Below are 16,396 nucleotides of genomic sequence, written 5' to 3'. Positions count from 1 at the left end.
CGTAGCACAAGCGAGAAATTTCGAGCGGTATCTCGTAGCATCGCTTACATGTTGAATCTCGAGCGCCTGCGCACCCTTGACGCCCTCGCGCGGCACGGCTCGGTGAGCGCGGCGGCCGAGGGGCTGCACGTGACGACATCGGCCGTCTCGCAGCAGATGTCCAAGCTGGAGCGCGAGGTGGGCCAGCAACTGCTCGCCAAGAACGGCCGGGGGGTGCGCCTCACCGACGCGGGACGGCTGCTCGCCGAGCACGCGGCGCGGATCCTGTCCCAGGTCGAGCTGGCGCGGTCGGACCTGGAGGCGCATCGCGGGCAGGTGGTGGGCGAGCTGCGGCTGTCGGCGTTCCCGACGGCGGCGCGCGGACTGTTCCCGGCCGCGCTCGCCGCGCTGCGGGCCGACCACCCGGGACTGCGGGTGCGCTCCAGCGAGTTGGAGCCGGAGGCCGGGGTCGCGGGAGTGGTCCGCGGTGACCTCGACCTCGCGGTGGTGCTCGACTGGTACAACAAGCCGATGCCGCTGCCCGACGGCCTGGTGAAGGCGTCGATCCTCGACGACCCCGCCGATGTGGCGATGCCCGCCGGGCACCGGCTCGCGGGCAGGGACGAGGTGGACCTGGGGGAGTTCGCGGACGACGAGTGGATCACCTGGAACGAGGGCGAGTTCTGCCACGAGTGGCTGATGTTCACCCTGCGCTCCAAGGGCGTCGAACCGCACGTCGGACACCGTGCCGCGGAGACGCACACCCAGCTCGGGCTGGTCGCCGCCGGCCTCGGCGTGTGCGTGGCCCCCCTCCTCGGACGCCATCCGATGCCCGAGGGTGTCGTCACGGTCCCCGTCCGCCAGCGGGTGCGTCGGCACGTCTACGTGGTGTGGCGGGCCGACGCCGACCGGAGGCCGTCGATCAGGGCGGCGGTGGACGCCCTGCGCAGAGCGGGCGAGGCGGTCAAGTGAGCCGTCGGTGCGGCGGTTCGGCTACATCGGGGGCAGCTTGCGGAAGTCCCACGAGGCGATGGCGTCCGGGGTCAGCCGCATCCAGGCGTGCCGGCCGTCGTGCGGCATCTCCTCCAGCCCGAAGTTCTTCCGGGCGAACAGGGTCTCGGGGACGTCGAGTTCGGCGCACAGCTCCCCGGTCCGCGGGAACTCGCCCACGAACTCGACGGTGCCGGACAGCTCGACACCGCGCAACTCCCCGTACTCCTCACCCGAGTCGATCACGACGGCGACGCGCGGATCGTTGCGCAGCTGCACCCAGCGCTTGCTGCGCACCACCGAGTAGAGCCACAGCGAGGTGCCGTCCCAGGTGAACCAGAGAGCGCTGACGTGCGGGACGCCGTCCTTCGACACGGACGCGACGCGGCAGGTGCGCTGGGTCGTGAGGAACTCGTCCAGTTCACCGGGAGTCATCATGATCTTCCGGCCTCGGCGCTGAGTGACGGCCATGCGGTCCCCTCGTCCTGTGTCTGTGGGCCCCGCTCCCTGCGGACCGGGGTCTCTGACGTTCCGTCAGAAAAGCATGAGGTGTCTTCCGTCCTCACGCAATGGTCGTTACGCTCGCCCGCCCCGACCCACGACGACAAGGAGAGCCATGCCGTCGTCCGAGCACCTCAGTGAACTCCTCGACCCCGCCGGCACGGTCCTGCTCACCATCGAGTGCCAACAGGGTGTCGTGGGCCAGGACAGCGCGCTACCCGAACTCGCCAAGGAGGCACGCTCCTCCGGAGTGCTGGCCCGGGTGGCCCGCCTGGTCGACGCGGCGCACGAGAACGGTGTGCAGGTCGTGCACGCCGTCGCCGAACGACGCCCGGACGGCCGCGGCGCGAACCGCAACGCCCGGCTGTTCCGCGCGGCCGAACGCCTGCCCGTGCAGCAGCTGACCGGCACCACGGCGGTGCGGGTCGCACCGCCCATCGAGGTCGCCGAGGAGGACTTCGTCGTCCGCCGCCTGCACGGACTGTCGCCGATCGCGGGCACCGACGTCGATCCACTGCTGCGCAATCTCGGCTGCCGCACCCTCGTGGTGACCGGCGTCTCGGCCAATATCGCGGTCCCCAACGCCGTGTTCGACGCCGTGAACCGCGGCTACACCGTCGTCGTGCCGTCGGACGCCATCGCGGGGGTACCCGCCGAGTACACCCCCGCGATGATCCGGAACACCCTCGCGCTGGTCGCCACCATCACGACGACCGACGACGTGCTCGCGTGCTTCAAGGGGCCCCGGCGATGACGCCCCGCACGCTCACGCGAGTTTGATCGATTCGCCCTCGACGGTGATGTTCGCGGCGGCCAGGGCGCTGGTCGCGGGTCCCTTCTTCACGCTGCCGTCGGTGGCCGAGAACTGGCTGCCGTGGCAGGGGCAGGTGATCACGCCGTTCGCGATCCCCTTGACCGCGCAGCCCTGGTGCGTGCACTTCGACGAGAAGGCCTTGAAGGTACCGGCCGCGGGCTGGGTCACGACGACTCCCTGGTCGGCGAAGACCTTGCCGCCGCCCTCCGGGATGTCCGTGGTCTTCGCCAGTTCCGTGCCGCCGCCTGCCCCGCCGCCCGAACTCTTGCCGCCGCTCCCGCCGTCGCCGGAGCCCACACTGTCGGACGCCTTGTCGTCCGCACCGCACGCGGTCAGCGCCACGGCGAGTCCCGCCGCGCCGACCGCCGCCACGACGGTGCGCCGTGCCGGTCCCGGCACGGGGTGAAGCGATTCGCTGGTCATGCTGACGTTCCCTTCGACGGACGGAGATGGTTCTGATCAGAAGTACGGTCGGGCCGTCCGCCCTGTTCAGGGCATGAGGACTTCTTGACCGGATCGACAGCCGGTCGACAGGAGCGGCCGTCCCGATGGGGCGCCGCGGTCCGGGCAACCGGTTCCGGCGAGGCCGCGGGCTGCGTCCGCCGGACGTGAACGCCCCAGTAACCTGGGGCGATGCTCAAGGAAGTCAACGCCACCCGGTACATCACGCCGTTGCGTGAGGGCGGATCGCTGCCGGGACTCGTCGAGGCCGACGACCTCGGGACGTACGTCATGAAGTTCACCGGCGCCGGCCAGGGGCGCAAGACGCTCGTCGCGGAGGTCGTGTGCGGTGAGCTGGCGCGCCGGCTCGGACTGCGGGTGCCCGGCCTCGTGACCATCGGCCTCGACCCGGTCCTCGGCCTCGGCGAACCCGACCAGGAGGTCCAGGAACTGCTGAAGTCGAGCGGCGGACCGAACCTCGGGATGGACTTCCTCTCGCGCGCCCTCGGCTTCGACCCGCTGGCCTTCGAGGTCGGACCCGAGGAGGCCGGCCGGATCGTCTGGTTCGACGCCCTGGTCAACAACGTCGACCGGTCCTGGCGCAACCCCAACCTGCTGATGTGGCACGGCGAGCTGTGGCTCATCGACCACGGCGCCACGATGATCTGGCACCACCACTGGCCCGGAGCGGAGACCTCCGCGGCCAAGCCGTACGACATCGCCGACCACGCTCTCGCGCCCTTCCGCCCGGACATCGCCGCCGCGGCCGCCGAGCTGGCCCCGCTGATCACCGAGGACCTGCTCGCCGAGGTCACCGCCCAGATCCCCGACGCCTGGCTGGCGGACGAACCGGGCTTCGAGTCGGCCGACGCGCTGCGCCGCGCCTACGCGCGACCGCTGCTGGCCCGGGCCGGCGTCATCCACCGGCGGATCAAGGGCGCCGACGGCATCCACGGCACCGAGGGGGACAAGTGAGCGAGCGGGACGTCTTCGAGTACGCGCTGCTGCGGGTGGTGCCGCGTGTCGAACGCGGCGAGTGCTTCAACGCGGGTGTGCTGGTGTACTGCCGCGCCCGGACCTTCGTCGCCGCCCGGACCCATCTGGACGAGGGCAAACTGCTCGCGCTCGACCCGGGCGCGGACGTCGCGGGTGTGCGGGCCGCGCTGCGGGCCGTCGAAGGGGTCTGCGCCGGAGGGAAAGCCGCCGGTCAGGCGGCGGGGGACGATGCCGGGCGGCGTTTCCGCTGGCTGATCGCACCCCGCTCCACGGTCGTCCAGCCGGGCCCCGTGCACACCGGCCTGACCGCCGATCCGGAGGCCGAGACCGAGCGGTTGCTCCAGCTGCTGGTCAGGTAATGGATCACATGCGCGCGGTGTGCCGTTGACACCGGGTGCCAGGGCTTCTAGCGTCACGTCTGCTGAAGGTACTAAGCGGTCGCTCACCGGACGGGCGTACCGTGTGAGCCGCAGGTCCTTCGGGGCTCCCGAAGGCGCCGCAAGGTTGTCGAGACAGCTTGGCCGGGCTTGGGCCGGCTTTTCCAAGGGCGAGGAGAACCAGCAATGTCCACCACTGAGCAGCGCGTCGCCGTAGTCACCGGTGCCGCGCGCGGCATCGGCGCCGCGACCGCCGTACGTCTGGCCGCCGAGGGCCGCGCCGTCGCGGTGATCGACCTCGACGAGGCCGCGTGCAAGGACACCGTGGAGAAGATCACCGCCGCCGGCGGCAAGGCCCTCGCGGTCGGCTGCGACGTCTCCGACGAGGCCCAGGTCGAGGCCGCCGTCGCCCGCATCGCCGAGGAGCTCGGCGCGCCGACCATCCTGGTCAACAACGCGGGCGTCCTGCGCGACAACCTGCTGTTCAAGATGAGCGCGACCGACTGGGACACCGTCATGAACGTGCACCTGCGCGGTGCCTTCCTGATGGCGAAGGCCGTGCAGAAGTACATGGTGGAGGCCAAGTTCGGCCGGATCGTGAACCTGTCGTCCTCGTCGGCGCTGGGCAACCGCGGCCAGGCCAACTACTCCACGGCCAAGGCCGGTCTGCAGGGCTTCACCAAGACCCTCGCCATCGAGCTCGGCAAGTTCGGCGTCACCGCGAACGCCGTCGCGCCCGGCTTCATCGTCACCGACATGACCGCCGCCACCGCCGCCCGCGTCGGCATGGACTTCGACGACTTCCAGGCCGCGGCCGCCACCCAGATCCCCGTGCAGCGCGTCGGCAACCCCGACGACATCGCCAACAGCATCGCGTTCTTCACCGGCGAAGCCGCCGGATTCGTCTCCGGCCAGGTGCTGTACGTGGCCGGCGGACCGCTCAACTGAGGCCGGGGGAAACCGACATGACCACTCTTCCCGAACTCTCGGGCAAGGTCGCGCTCATCACGGGCGCGAGCCGCGGTATCGGCTACGGCGTCGCGGAGGCCCTGGTCGCCCGCGGTGACCGGGTCTGCATCACCGGCCGCAACGAGGACGCCCTCAAGGAGGCCGTCGAGACACTCGGCGCCGACCGTGTCATCGGCGTCGCCGGCAAGGCGCACGACGAGGCCCACCAGGCCGTCGCCGTCGAACGCACCATGGAGGCCTTCGGCCGCGTCGACTACCTGGTCAACAACGCCGGTACGAACCCCGTGTTCGGCCCGATCGCCGAGCTCGACCTCAACGTGGCGCGCAAGGTCTTCGAGACCAACGTCGTCTCCGCGCTCGGCTTCGCCCAGCAGACCTGGAAGGCGTGGCAGAGCGAGAACGGCGGCGCCATCGTCAACATCGCCTCCGTCGCCGGCCTCGCGCCCTCGCCCTTCATCGGCGCGTACGGCATCAGCAAGGCCGCGATGATCAACCTCACCGTGCAGCTGGCACACGAGTTCGCGCCGAAGGTCCGCGTCAACGCGATCGCGCCCGCCGTCGTGAAGACGAAGTTTGCGGCCGCACTGTACGAGGGCCGTGAGGCGGAGGCCGCCGCGGCCTACCCGCTCAACCGGCTCGGCGTGCCCACCGACATCGGCGGGGCAGCCGCCTTCCTCACGTCGCAGCAGTCGGACTGGGTCACCGGTCAGACGCTCGTGGTCGACGGCGGTCTCTTCCTGAACGCCGGCGTCGCCTGAGACACCCTCGGGGAACGTTCCCCGAGCCAGGGCCGGTGGCCTCCCGCACCATGGGGGACCACCGGCCCTTGTGTTGTGGGGAGTCGACAGCGTGGGTGCCCGCGCCGGGCGACGCGGAGTCCGATATCCGGAGCACCGGACGGTCCACAGGATCCTGACAACGTAGTCACAAATGTGCTGATCAAGTGCCCTGCCGCGAACCCGGTTCCGATACCGGAATGCTGCGGTATGGTCTGCCGACCCTTGGTACGGCAGATCGAGGAGCGTGCGCGTGTTCAACCGGAGCAGATGCCTGAGACAGCTGGCTGCGATCACGTCCATAACCCTGGTGGCCGGATGCGGCGTCTTCTCCTCGGGCTCGTCCGAAGACAAGGGGCCGATCGTGGTGGGCACCACGAGTGCCCCGAGCACGCTGGATCCCGCGGCCTCCTGGGACGGGTCCTGGGAGCTGTTCCGCAACATCTACCAGACCCTGCTGGGCTACCCGAACGGCTCGGTCAGCCCGCAGCCGGACGCGGCCGAGAAGTGCGCGTTCACGGATGGAACCAACCGCACCTACCGTTGCGAACTGCGGTCGGACCTGACGTTCTCCGACGGAGACCCGCTGGACGCCCGGGCGGTCAAGTACTCCATCGACCGCATCAGGAAGATCAATGTCCGGGGCGGCCCCGCCGGTCTGCTCGGCAGCCTCGAACGCGTCCAGGTGCTCGGCAAGCGCGAGATCGTCTTCCACCTCAACCAGCCCGACGCCACCTTCCCGTTCGTACTGGCCACCCCGGCGATGTCGATCGTCGACCCCGAGGAGTACCCGGCCGGCTCCCTGCGCAAGGGCGACCGGATCTTCGGCTCCGGGCCCTACAGCCTGGAGTCGTACCAGGAGGGCAAGCAGGCCGAGCTCGTCAGGAACAGTCACTACGAGGGCTTCGCCGAGCGCCGGAACGACGCGGTGACCATCCGGTACTTCCCGGACTCGGCCCAGATGGTGGGGGCCCTGAAGGACCGCAAGATCGACCTCACCTACCGCGGTCTCGCCGCCTCCGACATCGTGGACCTGCAGGGCGGAGGCACCGACAAGGACCTCCAGCTCGTCGAGGGCGCGGGCACCGAGATCAGCTACCTGGTCTTCAATCCCAAGGACCCCTGGGCCGGCAAGGCCGCCGTCCGCAGGGCGATCGCGCAGGTCGTCGACCGGCCGGCCATCGCGCACAAGGTCTACCGGGACACCGTCGACCCGCTGTACTCCATGGTCCCGGCCGGCCTGGTCGGTCACACCACCGGCTACTTCGACGCCTACGGCAGCCCCAGCGCGTCCAAGGCCCGCAAGATCCTCCTGGACTCCGGGATCGACCGGCGTGTCCCGCTCACCCTCTGGTACACGACCGACCGCTACGGCTCCGAGACCGCCCCGGAGTTCCGCGAGCTCAAGCGGCAGCTCGACGCCTCCGGCCTGTTCACCGTCACCCTCAAGAGCCGTCCCTGGAAGACCTACGAAGCCGGCTACCGCGACGGCGAGTACCCGGTGTTCGGGCGCGGCTGGTTCCCCGACTTCCCGGACGCCGAGAACTTCATCGCCCCCTTCGTGGGCGAGCAGAACGCGCTCGGAACGCCGTACCCGGCGCCGCGCATCACCGAACACCTGCTGCCCGACTCCCGCGGGGTGAGCAACCGCGCCGCCGTGGTCAAGGAGTTCGAGGAGGCGCAGCAGATCCTCGTCGACGACGCCCGGCTGCTGCCCCTGTGGCAGGGCAAGCAGTACGTGGCCGCGAGCGGGGAGATCTCCGGCGGTGAACGGGCCCTGGATCCGTCGACGATCATGACCATGTGGGAGCTGGACCGCAAGACCAGCTGGTAGCGGGTCCGGACCGGCGGCGGTGACGTCCGCGTGCGGCCGCGCATCCGGGACCTGTCGCCCGGCCGGGCTCCACCGGACGGTGGGCGGTACGGGGCACGGAACCCGTTGTCAGTGGGCGACGGTAGGTTCTGTGGTCTGGAAGTGACCGCACATCGGAGGAAGTTGACGTGACCGATATCGCCATGCTGCCCGAGTCCTGGCGCGGAGTACTGGGCGAGGAGCTGCAGCAGCCCTACTTCAAGGAACTCACCGAGTTCGTCGAGGAGGAGCGTGCGAAAGGCCCCGTCTACCCTCCGCGGGAGGAGGTCTTCGCCGCGCTCGACGCCACACCGTACGAGCGCGTGAAGGTCCTCGTCCTCGGTCAGGACCCGTACCACGGCGAGGGCCAGGGACACGGCCTGTGCTTCTCGGTCCGCCCGGGAGTGAAGACCCCCCCGTCGCTGCGGAACATCTACCAGGAGATGAAGGAGGAGCTCGGCACCCCGATCCCGGACAACGGCTATCTCATGCCGTGGGCCCAACAGGGCGTCCTGCTGCTCAACGCGGTGCTGACGGTGCGTGCCGGTGAGGCCAACTCGCACAAGGGCAAGGGCTGGGAGAAGTTCACCGACGCGGTCATCCGCGCGGTGGACGGGCGTCCCGATCCCGCGGTCTTCGTGCTCTGGGGCAACTACGCGCAGAAGAAGCTCCCGCTCATCGACGAGACACGGCATGTGGTGGTGAAGGGGGCACACCCCTCCCCGCTGTCCGCGAAGAAGTGGTTCGGCTCGCGTCCGTTCACGCAGATCAACGCGGCCGTGGCGGCGCAGGGTCACGACCCGATCGACTGGACCGTTCCGGACCTCGGCTGAGACCGGCGTCCGCCGGCGCCCTCCGATGGGTCAGGACCGTCACCGGCCTGGCCCATCGGTGCACGGGGGCGCCTGAGCGGGATTGTCAGCGGCTCGGGCTAGCGTCGGCTGAGACAGTGACGAGCCTGGAGGACGCGGTGGCGGAGCAACAGGAGCAGGCGGCGCCGGACGCCATGATGACCAGGATCGGACAGGCCGTCATGCTGCACCACGCCGGTGACCGCGAAGAGGCCAGGACCCGTTTCCTGGACCTGTGGGAGGAGATCGGCGAGGACGGCGACGCCCTGCACCGCTGCACCCTGGCGCACTACATGGCCGACACCCAGGACGATCCCGCGGACGAACTCGTGTGGGACCTGCGCGCCCTGTCGGCCGCCGACGAGCTGGCGGACGGCAGGCTCGCCGAGCACCACCAGTCCCTCGCCGTCCGCGCGTTCTACCCCTCGCTCCATCTGAACCTCGCGGCCGACTACGTGAAGCTCGGGCGGTCCGAGGCGGCGCGCACCCATCTGAGCCACGCGCGCGGCGCGACCGGCGCGCTCGCGGACGATCGCTATGGGGACGGCGTCCGGGCCGCGATCGGCCGCCTCGAACTGCGTATCCAGGGTCCCGGCAGCTCGGTGGAGACGGACCGACCCGACCGTTTCGGCGGTCCCGGGGGCGAGACGCTGGGACCGCCGAGACAGCGTCCGTGAGAGCGGGCGGAGTGCCGAAGGCCGGGATCAGTGTCCGTAGGTCCCGGAGCAGATGACCGCCTCCGGGCTGTCCGCCTTCCAGCCGCCGTAGGTCCTTCCCAGGGCGCACACATCCGCGTTCTTCGGCACGTCGGGGGGGACACGCGGGACGGCGGTGCGGGGCTCGGCGTGGTGCGGCGCGGCAGGAGGGGCCGGGCGCGGGTGACGCTGGTGCGGACGCGCGGGCTCCGCCGGTGCGGCCGCCGGTGGGGGAGCGGCCCGCTGCCGGTGCGGCGTGGCGGGCTTCGGCTTCCTGGAAGGGGCGACGCGTTCCAGGGCTTCGCGGGCCGGGGCCTGCACGATCTGCGGTTCCGCCCTGCCGCCCGGCTGCGGCACGGCGGATCCGGACGGGGCGGTCGGCGGTCCGGAGGCGGGGGGCCGCTGGACCGTCATACAGCCGGAGAGGGCGGTGACCGCCACGGTGACCAGGAGTGCCGCGGTCGTCGTCGTTCGATGCACCCCGGCAACTCTGCTGGTTCGCAACGGCTTTGGGGAGCGGGGAGACGCAGGTTGCCCCGCACGGGTGATCCTTCCGCTCCTCCGGCGGGCGCGGGGCCCTGCGGGCTGACGACGGAGGAGGCCCTGAGCCGGGGCGCCACGCTGACGGGGAGCCAGGTCCATCGAGGGCGTTCGCGGTCTCTGGGCCGTCGGCCGGAGGTGTGGCCCGGGCGGTCCGCGATCGCGGCGAGCGGGCGCCGCCGGACTGCTCCGTGCGGGGAGGCGATCGGCGCCGACCACGGCGGACCTGCGCTTTTCCCGCGCCTCTCGGGCGACATCGTCGACGGGCGCCCGACGCGGCGGCCGTATGCTTCCGACGGAGCACGGTCTCCGGCCCCGCCCTCGGAGGGTCGCGCCGGGACAGGTGCGCGCGGACAGGCCCGGACGAACGAAGGAGATCGCTGTGAAGGTCGGCTGCATCGGACTCGGCGACATCGCGCAGAAGGCGTATCTGCCGGTGCTCGGCGTGCAGCCGGGGATCGAGCTGCACCTCCAGACGCGGAACCCCGAGACGCTCGCGCGGGTCGCCGACACCCTCCACCTGCCGGCGCCGCAGCGCCACACGGACCTGGACGACCTCTTGGCGCAGGGCCTCGACGCGGCGTTCGTGCACGCGGCCACGATCGCCCACCCGGAGATCGTCACGCGGCTGCTGGAAGCGGGTGTCCCGACGTACGTCGACAAGCCGCTCGCCTACGAACTGGCCGAGTCGGAGCGGCTCGTGCGGCTCGCGGAGGAGCGGAACGTCAGCCTCGCCGTCGGCTTCAACCGCCGTCTGGCGCCCGGCTACGCGCAGTGCGTCGAGCACCCACGCGAGCTGATCCTGATGCAGAAGAACCGCACCGGGCTGCCCGAGGCCCCTCGGACGATGATCCTCGACGACTTCATCCATGTCGTCGACACCCTGCGGTTCCTGGTACCCGGCCCGGTCGACGACGTGACCGTCCGCGCCCGCACGGAGGGCGGCCTGCTGCACCACATCGTGCTCCAGCTCGCCGGAGACGGCTTCACCGCTCTCGGTGTGATGAACCGGATGAGCGGTTCGAACGAGGAGATCCTCGAGGTGTCGGGTCAGGACACCAAGCGGCAGGTCGTCAATCTCGCCGAGGTGGTGGACCACAAGGGACAGCCGACCGTGCGGCGGCGCGGGGACTGGGTGCCGGTGGCCCGTCAGCGGGGCATCGAGCAGGTGGTCCTGGCGTTCCTCGACGCAGTCCGCGCGGGAAAGGTGCTCAGCGCCCGGGACGCGCTGGCGACTCATGAGCTGTGCGAGCGGGTGGTCCTGGCGGTTCAGGAACGCTCCGCCGCACTCTGAGAGCCCGGGCGCCCTCCGTCAGACACAGCGCCGCCAGGACGAGCAGGGCACCGTGCACCGGCCAGTCCCCGAACCGGACGTACGGGGTGACGCCGGTGGCCAGCGGCACCTCGTACACCGCGGCCTCGCTCGCGTCCGTGCCGAGCCAGGAACCGATCCGCTCGCCGCTCGGGCCGTAGACCGCGGAGACTCCCGTGAGCGTGGCGTGCACCATGGGGCGGCCGGTCTCGGCGGCACGCAGCGCGGCGAGCGAGGCGTGCTGCTCCGGCGCCCAGCTGTGCTGGAAGCTCGACGTCGACGACTGGGCGAGCAGCACCTCGGCACCGTCCTCGGCGAGATGGCGGCTCATGTCGGGGAACGCGGACTCGAAGCACACCATGGGACCGATACGCAGCCCGTGCCCCACGTCCATCACCACCTGCCCGGTGCCCCGCATCCGGTCCTCGCCGGCCGCCTTGCCGACGGAGGTCGCCCAGCCCAGCAGGGAACGCGCCGGTACGTACTCGCCGAACGGGACCAGCCGCATCTTGTCGTAGCGGTCGCCGGTCGGGCCCTGCGGACCCACCAGCACCGAACTCTTGTAGATCCCGGGCCGGTCGGAGCGGCGCGCGTCGACGTTCACCAGGATGTCGGCGCCCACCTCGCGCGACAGGGCCGCGATGCGGTTCGCCAGGTCGGGCCGCCCCGCGAGGTCGTGCCCGACACTGCTCTCGCCCCAGACGACCAGATCGGCTCCCCGGCCCGCGAGTTGCCGGGTGAGGGCCTCCTCCCGGTCGAACCGCCTGTCACCGCCGGCGCCGCCGTCCATGACGCCGGGCTGCACGACGGCGATCCGTATGCGGCCGTCGACGTCCGGGCGCGGCGACCAGACCCAGGCGGCCGAGGTCGCGGCGGCCGTCGCGACCAGTCCGGCCACGGCGGGCAGCCGGGACTCGCGCACCGCGACCAGGACGGCGATCGCGACGTTGACCGCGACGAGCAGGAAGCTGAGCAGCCACACCCCGCCGACCGAGGCCAGCCGCAGCGCGGGTCCGACCTGCCACTGGCTCGAACCGAGCAGACCCCAGGGACCGCCCAGGCCCTGCCAGGAACGGACGAGTTCGACCGCCAGCCACCCCGAGGGCAGGACGAGGAGGGCGGCGCCGACGCGGCCCGCCGAGGGCACTCCCGCCAGGAACCGGCGGACGAGCCAGCCCCACGGGGCCCACAGCGCGCCGAGCAGGGCCGCTATGAGGACCGTGAAGACATGCAGGCTGGGCAGCAGCCAGTGGTGCACGGCCAGCATGAAACCGAGTCCGCCGAGCCAGCCGTCGTACGCGGCACGCCTGCCGGTGGGCGCCGCGCGGGCCAGCAGGATCCAGGGCACCAGCGCGACGTACGCGAACCACCACCAGGACGGGGCCGGGAAGGCGAGCATGGGCAGCGCGCCGGCCAGCGCCGCCACGATGTTCCGCCTCCAGGGGGAGACGAGCCATCGGTCGAGCGGACGATCGGGCCTCTTCACAACGTGCCTCCCTCCCCGGTGGTCCCTCCAGTGTGCGCGCCCCCGACGATCTACGACAGGGGGCACCGAGAGCGGAGCGGGGCGCGCACCGGGTGAAGCGACCCAGTTCGTGACACCTGGCACGTTGGCGGGGAGGAGGGACGGGGTAGTGCGGGCCGGTGGTGCGGTGGTGCGGTGGTGCGGTCGTGCTGACGGGCTTGGAGGGGCGGGACGCGGAGGTGACCGGGAGATGCGGGTGCCGGGACCGCGGGGGGTCCGGTGGATCAGGATGTCGCGGGGGTGTGCCTGCGGGGTTGCGGCATCCGGCGCCACTTCTCGTCGACGACCACCTGACGCAGCCGCCAGCCGTCGTCCGTACGCAGCAGGCCGAAGGCGTAGCGTCCGCCGCACACGAAGTCGGGGGCGGTGGAGGCTGCGTCCTGGCCGGCCAGCCTCATCGGGTTGATGTAGTCCGCCCGGAGCAGGGCGGTGTCGCCCGCGTTCTGGTCCAGGAGATCGAAGCGCACGCGCCGGTTGACGATCAGATGCTGGCGCATCGAGAACAGCTCCAGGCTCGTGGCGAGCCACTCCGCGACCTGACCGGCGTCGCCCTCGATGCCGCCGGCCGTGCGGTAGTCGGCGCGTCCGTCCTTCGTGAACAGCCTTCGGTAGGCGTCCCAGTCGCCGTCGTCCACCGCCACCGCGTACTCGGTCACGAGTCCGTCCACGGCCAACCGGTCCATCACGGTCGCGAGTTCCACGCGCTGCGTCATCGGCTCAGTGTTGGCCACCGGGCGGGCCACGCCAAGGGGGTGGGAGGGGTTATTCGATGTGCGGTCGCTTCGGGTTCCGTTTGCGCCCGCGTCGCAGGGACCGGGGACGCGGGCAGGGACCGGTGACCATGGCCGGTGAGGCGCCCGCGGAACCCGTCTGCCATCGTGGGTGATCCACTTCGACCGCGGACCCGGGGTGCCGCGGTCGGTCGAACCAGGAGGTTGTCATGACGCGTCCCGTCACGATCGTCACGGGCGGCAGCCGGGGCATCGGGGCTGCGACCTGTGTGCGGCTCGCGGCGGACGGGCACGACGTGGTGGTCGGCTACGTCAGTGATGCCGACGCCGCCGAGCGGACGGCCTCCGCCGTTCGTGAGACCGGTGGGCGCTGTGTCACGGTGCGGGTGGACACCTCCGACGAGACGGATGTGGAGCGGCTGTTCGCCACGGCGGAGGAGCGGCTCGGGCCGGTGACGGGACTGGTGAACAACGCCGGGGTGACCGGGCCGCTCGGCCGTCTCGCGGACGCCGATCCCGCCGATCTGCGGCGGGTGCTGGAGGTCAACGTGCTGGGCACGCTGCTGTGTTCGCGCCGTGCCGCCCGCTCGATGACCGCCCTCGGCGTTGGGGTCATCGTCAATGTGTCCTCGGCCGCGGCCACCCTGGGGAGTCCCGGCGAGTTCGTGCACTACGCGGCGAGCAAGGCGGCCGTCGACGCGCTGACCACGGGGCTCGCCAAGGAACTGGGTGCCGACGGCATCCGTGTCAACGCCGTCGCCCCCGGGATGATCGACACCGAGATGCACGCGGCCATGGGCGCCCCGGACCGAGCCCTGCGCGCCGCCGCGTCGATTCCGCTGGGCCGGGCCGGCCGGGCGGAGGAGATCGCCGCCGCTGTCGCGTGGTTGATGTCACCCGACGCGTCGTACGCGACGGGAGCGGTGCTGCGGGTGTCCGGCGGGCGCTGATCCGGGAGAGAGCGACGGGCTTTCGGCGGCGCTGAGCCGGGGGGAAACCGACGTGCCTGATGCCCCCGGGGACACCTGCGGGCCCGCGGTGGGCGGGCTTCAGGCCGCCTCGATGATCTCTCCGCGGATCGCCTCGGCCCACCGCACGACCAACAGCTCGTACTCCGCCCGCTCCTGCGCGGACAGGGATCCGCCCGCCCGCATCCACAGGGCACGGATCTGTTCGTTTAACGCGGCGGCCGAACGCACGGAACCAGAGGGATCGAAGTCGGGGGACATGCGCACCAGCCTAGGGGCAAGGACTGACACTGCGCTACCGGGCGGCTACGCAACTCGTATGCCCTTCGTCACGACGAAACGGAACGACGTCACGCGGCGTGTCGAACTTCCCTTATGGAGGCGCCGGTTGACCTGGCCCTCTGCGCCGTCGCGGGGTCGTGCAGGGAATCAGCCCGCCGACTCGGCCGCGTGCGGGCTCAGTGTGCCCATCGTGACCAGCGCGATGATGACGATGCCGAGGACGATCCGGTACCAGACGAACGGCATGAAGCTCTTGTGCGAGATGAACTTCATGAACCAGGCGATGACCGCGTACCCGACGCCGAAGGCGATGAGCGTGGCGAACATCGTGGGGCCCCAGGCGACATGGCCCTCCGCCGCCGCGTCCTTCAGCTCGAAGGTGCCGGAGGCGAGGACGGCCGGCATGGCGAGGAGGAAGGAGTAACGGGCCGCCGCCGCACGGGTGTACCCCATGAACAGGCCACCGCTGATCGTCGCGCCCGAGCGGGAGACGCCGGGGATCAGGGCCATCGCCTGGCAGAGGCCGTAGATCAGGCCGTCCTTGGTGTTCAGGTCCTCAAGTGCCTTGCGCTGCTTGGCCGCCCGGTGCCGGCCGCCCGTCTCGTCGCGGGCCGCCAGCCGGTCGGCGACGCCTATGACGATGCCCACCACGATCAACATGGTCGCGGTGACCCGCAGATCGCGGAAGGGCCCTTCGATCTGGTCCTTGAGGGTGACGCCGAGCACGCCGATCGGGATCGAGCCGACGATCACCAGCCACCCCATCTGGGCGTCGTGGTCGCTGCGCATCGCCTTGTCGGTGAGCGAGCGGAACCACGCCGACAGAATGCGTCCCACGTCCTTGCGGAAGTAGATCAGCACGGCCGCCTCGGTGCCCAGTTGAGTGATCGCGGTGAAGGCCGCACCGGGGTCCTCCCAGCCCGCGAACGCGGCGGTCAGCCGCAGATGCGCGCTGGAGGAGACGGGAAGGAATTCGGTCAGCCCCTGGACGAGTCCGAGGATGAGGGATTCAAACCAAGACATGAAGTTACGTGGTCCAAGCGCTGATCGAGGAAGGGCGGCGGGCACGCCGTATCGCGGTGCGAGGTGATCACGGGTGTTGAGGGCAGCGTAGCGCCCGCGTCCGCACGTCCCGCCACAGGGGTTTCACCGGCTCCCCACGCGAGATTCGCCCGGGGCGACCGGTACGCCCGTGGGTCGGCCCGGCGGAACCCGGTCGTCCGGCCGCCCCTGTGTCACCGCGGATCGCCCTGCGCCACCGCCGGCCCGGTCACCGTCCACCCGGGGCTCTGGGGGTGCGGCGTCAGGGTGTGGTGGTCGACCTGCTCGCCGCATTCGCGGCAGACCACCTGGGGGACCAGCTCGTGACCACAGGTGTGCTCCAGCACCATGGGCCGCGCACCGTCCTCCTGGAGGTGGCGGTCGCCCCACGCCATGAGGGTCAGCAGGACGGGCTCCAGCTCCCGCCCGGCGGCCGTCGCCCGGTACTCGTAGCGCCTGGGTCGCTCGCTGTACTGCACCTTCTCCAGCACGCCCGCGTCGACGAGGCGCTTCAGCCGGGCGGTCAGCACGTCGCGCGGGGCGCCGGTGTTGCGGACCAGCTGGTCGAAGCGGGTGGCACCGAGCGACACCTCGCGCAGGACCAGCAGGGAGTACTTCTCGCCGACGAGGGCGAGGGTGGCGGCGATGGAACAGGGGCGCGCGTCCTTCATGGGCCCAGTCTACGGGGAGGGTTGGATGTTCCAACTCACTCGGTTACCCTTGGGTCACTTAGTGGGTTGGAAAATCAAATGCACT

Annotated in this window: 19 protein-coding genes; 11 read left to right on the top strand and 8 right to left on the bottom strand. The window is 71.0% G+C overall.

Annotation, left to right across the window (positions count from 1 at the left end; genetic code table 11):
- Positions 1–48 precede the first annotated feature (48 nt).
- Complete coding sequence (locus tag B0675_RS32670; RefSeq protein ID WP_081223216.1) at positions 49–951, top strand: LysR family transcriptional regulator; 903 nt, start codon at positions 49–51, stop codon at positions 949–951.
- A gap of 21 nt (positions 952–972) precedes the next feature.
- On the opposite strand, the gene B0675_RS32665 is transcribed toward B0675_RS32670, so the two are convergent.
- Positions 973–1,440 (bottom strand): pyridoxamine 5'-phosphate oxidase family protein, encoded by a 468-nt coding sequence (locus B0675_RS32665; RefSeq protein WP_081223215.1) that lies wholly within the window; start codon positions 1,438–1,440, stop codon positions 973–975.
- 145 nt (positions 1,441–1,585) lie between these two features.
- Between B0675_RS32665 and B0675_RS32660 the strand changes: the two genes are divergently transcribed.
- Complete coding sequence (locus tag B0675_RS32660) at positions 1,586–2,224, top strand: cysteine hydrolase (RefSeq protein WP_081223214.1); 639 nt, start codon at positions 1,586–1,588, stop codon at positions 2,222–2,224.
- Between the two features lie 12 nt (positions 2,225–2,236).
- Here the strand turns inward: B0675_RS32660 and B0675_RS32655 are convergent, their stop codons facing one another.
- Positions 2,237–2,707, bottom strand: a complete 471-nt coding sequence (locus tag B0675_RS32655) for a Rieske (2Fe-2S) protein (RefSeq protein ID WP_081223213.1) — start codon at positions 2,705–2,707, stop codon at positions 2,237–2,239.
- Positions 2,708–2,917: 210 nt separating this feature from the next.
- Here B0675_RS32655 and B0675_RS32650 point away from each other — a divergent pair, with 210 nt between their 5' ends.
- The 7 genes from B0675_RS32650 to B0675_RS32620 all read left to right on the top strand — a co-directional run bounded on the left by B0675_RS32650 (position 2,918) and on the right by B0675_RS32620 (position 9,223).
- Entirely contained in the window at positions 2,918–3,700 is a 783-nt protein-coding gene (locus B0675_RS32650; protein WP_081223212.1) for a HipA family kinase, read from the top strand.
- The gene (locus B0675_RS32645) at positions 3,697–4,080 is read left to right on the top strand and encodes a DUF3037 domain-containing protein (RefSeq protein WP_081223211.1); all 384 of its coding nucleotides are present in this window, start codon (positions 3,697–3,699) and stop codon (positions 4,078–4,080) included. The genes B0675_RS32650 and B0675_RS32645 overlap by 4 nt, the downstream gene beginning before the upstream one ends.
- Before the next feature lie 204 nt (positions 4,081–4,284).
- Positions 4,285–5,046: a 3-oxoacyl-ACP reductase FabG gene (fabG, locus tag B0675_RS32640; protein ID WP_081223210.1), complete on the top strand. Its 762-nt coding sequence runs from the start codon at positions 4,285–4,287 to the stop codon at positions 5,044–5,046.
- 17 nt (positions 5,047–5,063) lie between these two features.
- Positions 5,064–5,825: an SDR family oxidoreductase gene (locus B0675_RS32635; RefSeq protein WP_081223209.1), complete on the top strand. Its 762-nt coding sequence runs from the start codon at positions 5,064–5,066 to the stop codon at positions 5,823–5,825.
- Positions 5,826–6,090: 265 nt separating this feature from the next.
- Positions 6,091–7,677, top strand: a complete 1,587-nt coding sequence (locus B0675_RS32630; protein WP_081223208.1) for an ABC transporter substrate-binding protein — start codon at positions 6,091–6,093, stop codon at positions 7,675–7,677.
- A gap of 167 nt (positions 7,678–7,844) precedes the next feature.
- Positions 7,845–8,528 carry a uracil-DNA glycosylase gene (locus B0675_RS32625; RefSeq protein ID WP_081223207.1) on the top strand — a complete coding sequence of 228 codons (684 nt, stop codon included), beginning with the start codon at positions 7,845–7,847 and terminating at the stop codon, positions 8,526–8,528.
- A gap of 137 nt (positions 8,529–8,665) precedes the next feature.
- Positions 8,666–9,223, top strand: coding sequence for a tetratricopeptide repeat protein (locus tag B0675_RS32620; RefSeq protein WP_081224019.1), 558 nt, complete (start codon positions 8,666–8,668; stop codon positions 9,221–9,223).
- Positions 9,224–9,250: 27 nt separating this feature from the next.
- On the opposite strand, the gene B0675_RS32615 is transcribed toward B0675_RS32620, so the two are convergent.
- Positions 9,251–9,721 carry a hypothetical protein gene (locus B0675_RS32615; RefSeq protein ID WP_081223206.1) on the bottom strand — a complete coding sequence of 157 codons (471 nt, stop codon included), beginning with the start codon at positions 9,719–9,721 and terminating at the stop codon, positions 9,251–9,253.
- Between the two features lie 442 nt (positions 9,722–10,163).
- Between B0675_RS32615 and B0675_RS32610 the strand changes: the two genes are divergently transcribed.
- A complete protein-coding gene (locus tag B0675_RS32610; protein WP_081223205.1) occupies positions 10,164–11,075 on the top strand; it encodes a Gfo/Idh/MocA family oxidoreductase in 912 nt (303 codons plus the stop codon).
- On the opposite strand, the gene lnt is transcribed toward B0675_RS32610, so the two are convergent.
- A complete protein-coding gene (gene lnt / locus B0675_RS32605; RefSeq protein ID WP_241540071.1) occupies positions 10,993–12,579 on the bottom strand; it encodes an apolipoprotein N-acyltransferase in 1,587 nt (528 codons plus the stop codon). The two genes, B0675_RS32610 and lnt, sit on opposite strands and share 83 nt — an antisense overlap.
- A 263-nt stretch (positions 12,580–12,842) precedes the next feature.
- Complete coding sequence (locus B0675_RS32600; protein ID WP_081223204.1) at positions 12,843–13,331, bottom strand: nuclear transport factor 2 family protein; 489 nt, start codon at positions 13,329–13,331, stop codon at positions 12,843–12,845.
- A 227-nt stretch (positions 13,332–13,558) separates the two neighbouring features.
- Here B0675_RS32600 and B0675_RS32595 point away from each other — a divergent pair, with 227 nt between their 5' ends.
- Complete coding sequence (locus B0675_RS32595; protein WP_081223203.1) at positions 13,559–14,299, top strand: glucose 1-dehydrogenase; 741 nt, start codon at positions 13,559–13,561, stop codon at positions 14,297–14,299.
- A gap of 99 nt (positions 14,300–14,398) precedes the next feature.
- On the opposite strand, the gene B0675_RS32590 is transcribed toward B0675_RS32595, so the two are convergent.
- From B0675_RS32590 to B0675_RS32580, 3 genes are all read right to left on the bottom strand, one after another.
- Entirely contained in the window at positions 14,399–14,578 is a 180-nt protein-coding gene (locus tag B0675_RS32590; RefSeq protein ID WP_081224017.1) for a hypothetical protein, read from the bottom strand.
- A gap of 168 nt (positions 14,579–14,746) precedes the next feature.
- Positions 14,747–15,622 carry an undecaprenyl-diphosphate phosphatase gene (locus B0675_RS32585; protein WP_081223202.1) on the bottom strand — a complete coding sequence of 292 codons (876 nt, stop codon included), beginning with the start codon at positions 15,620–15,622 and terminating at the stop codon, positions 14,747–14,749.
- A 212-nt stretch (positions 15,623–15,834) separates the two neighbouring features.
- Positions 15,835–16,311: a helix-turn-helix domain-containing protein gene (locus B0675_RS32580; protein WP_081223201.1), complete on the bottom strand. Its 477-nt coding sequence runs from the start codon at positions 16,309–16,311 to the stop codon at positions 15,835–15,837.
- Positions 16,312–16,396 lie beyond the last annotated feature (85 nt).

Origin of the sequence: Streptomyces sp. M41(2017) (assembly GCF_002078175.1) — a bacterium.
Classification (GTDB): Bacteria; Actinomycetota; Actinomycetes; order Streptomycetales; family Streptomycetaceae; genus Streptomyces.
This window is presented reverse-complemented; position numbering and strand designations above follow the sequence as displayed.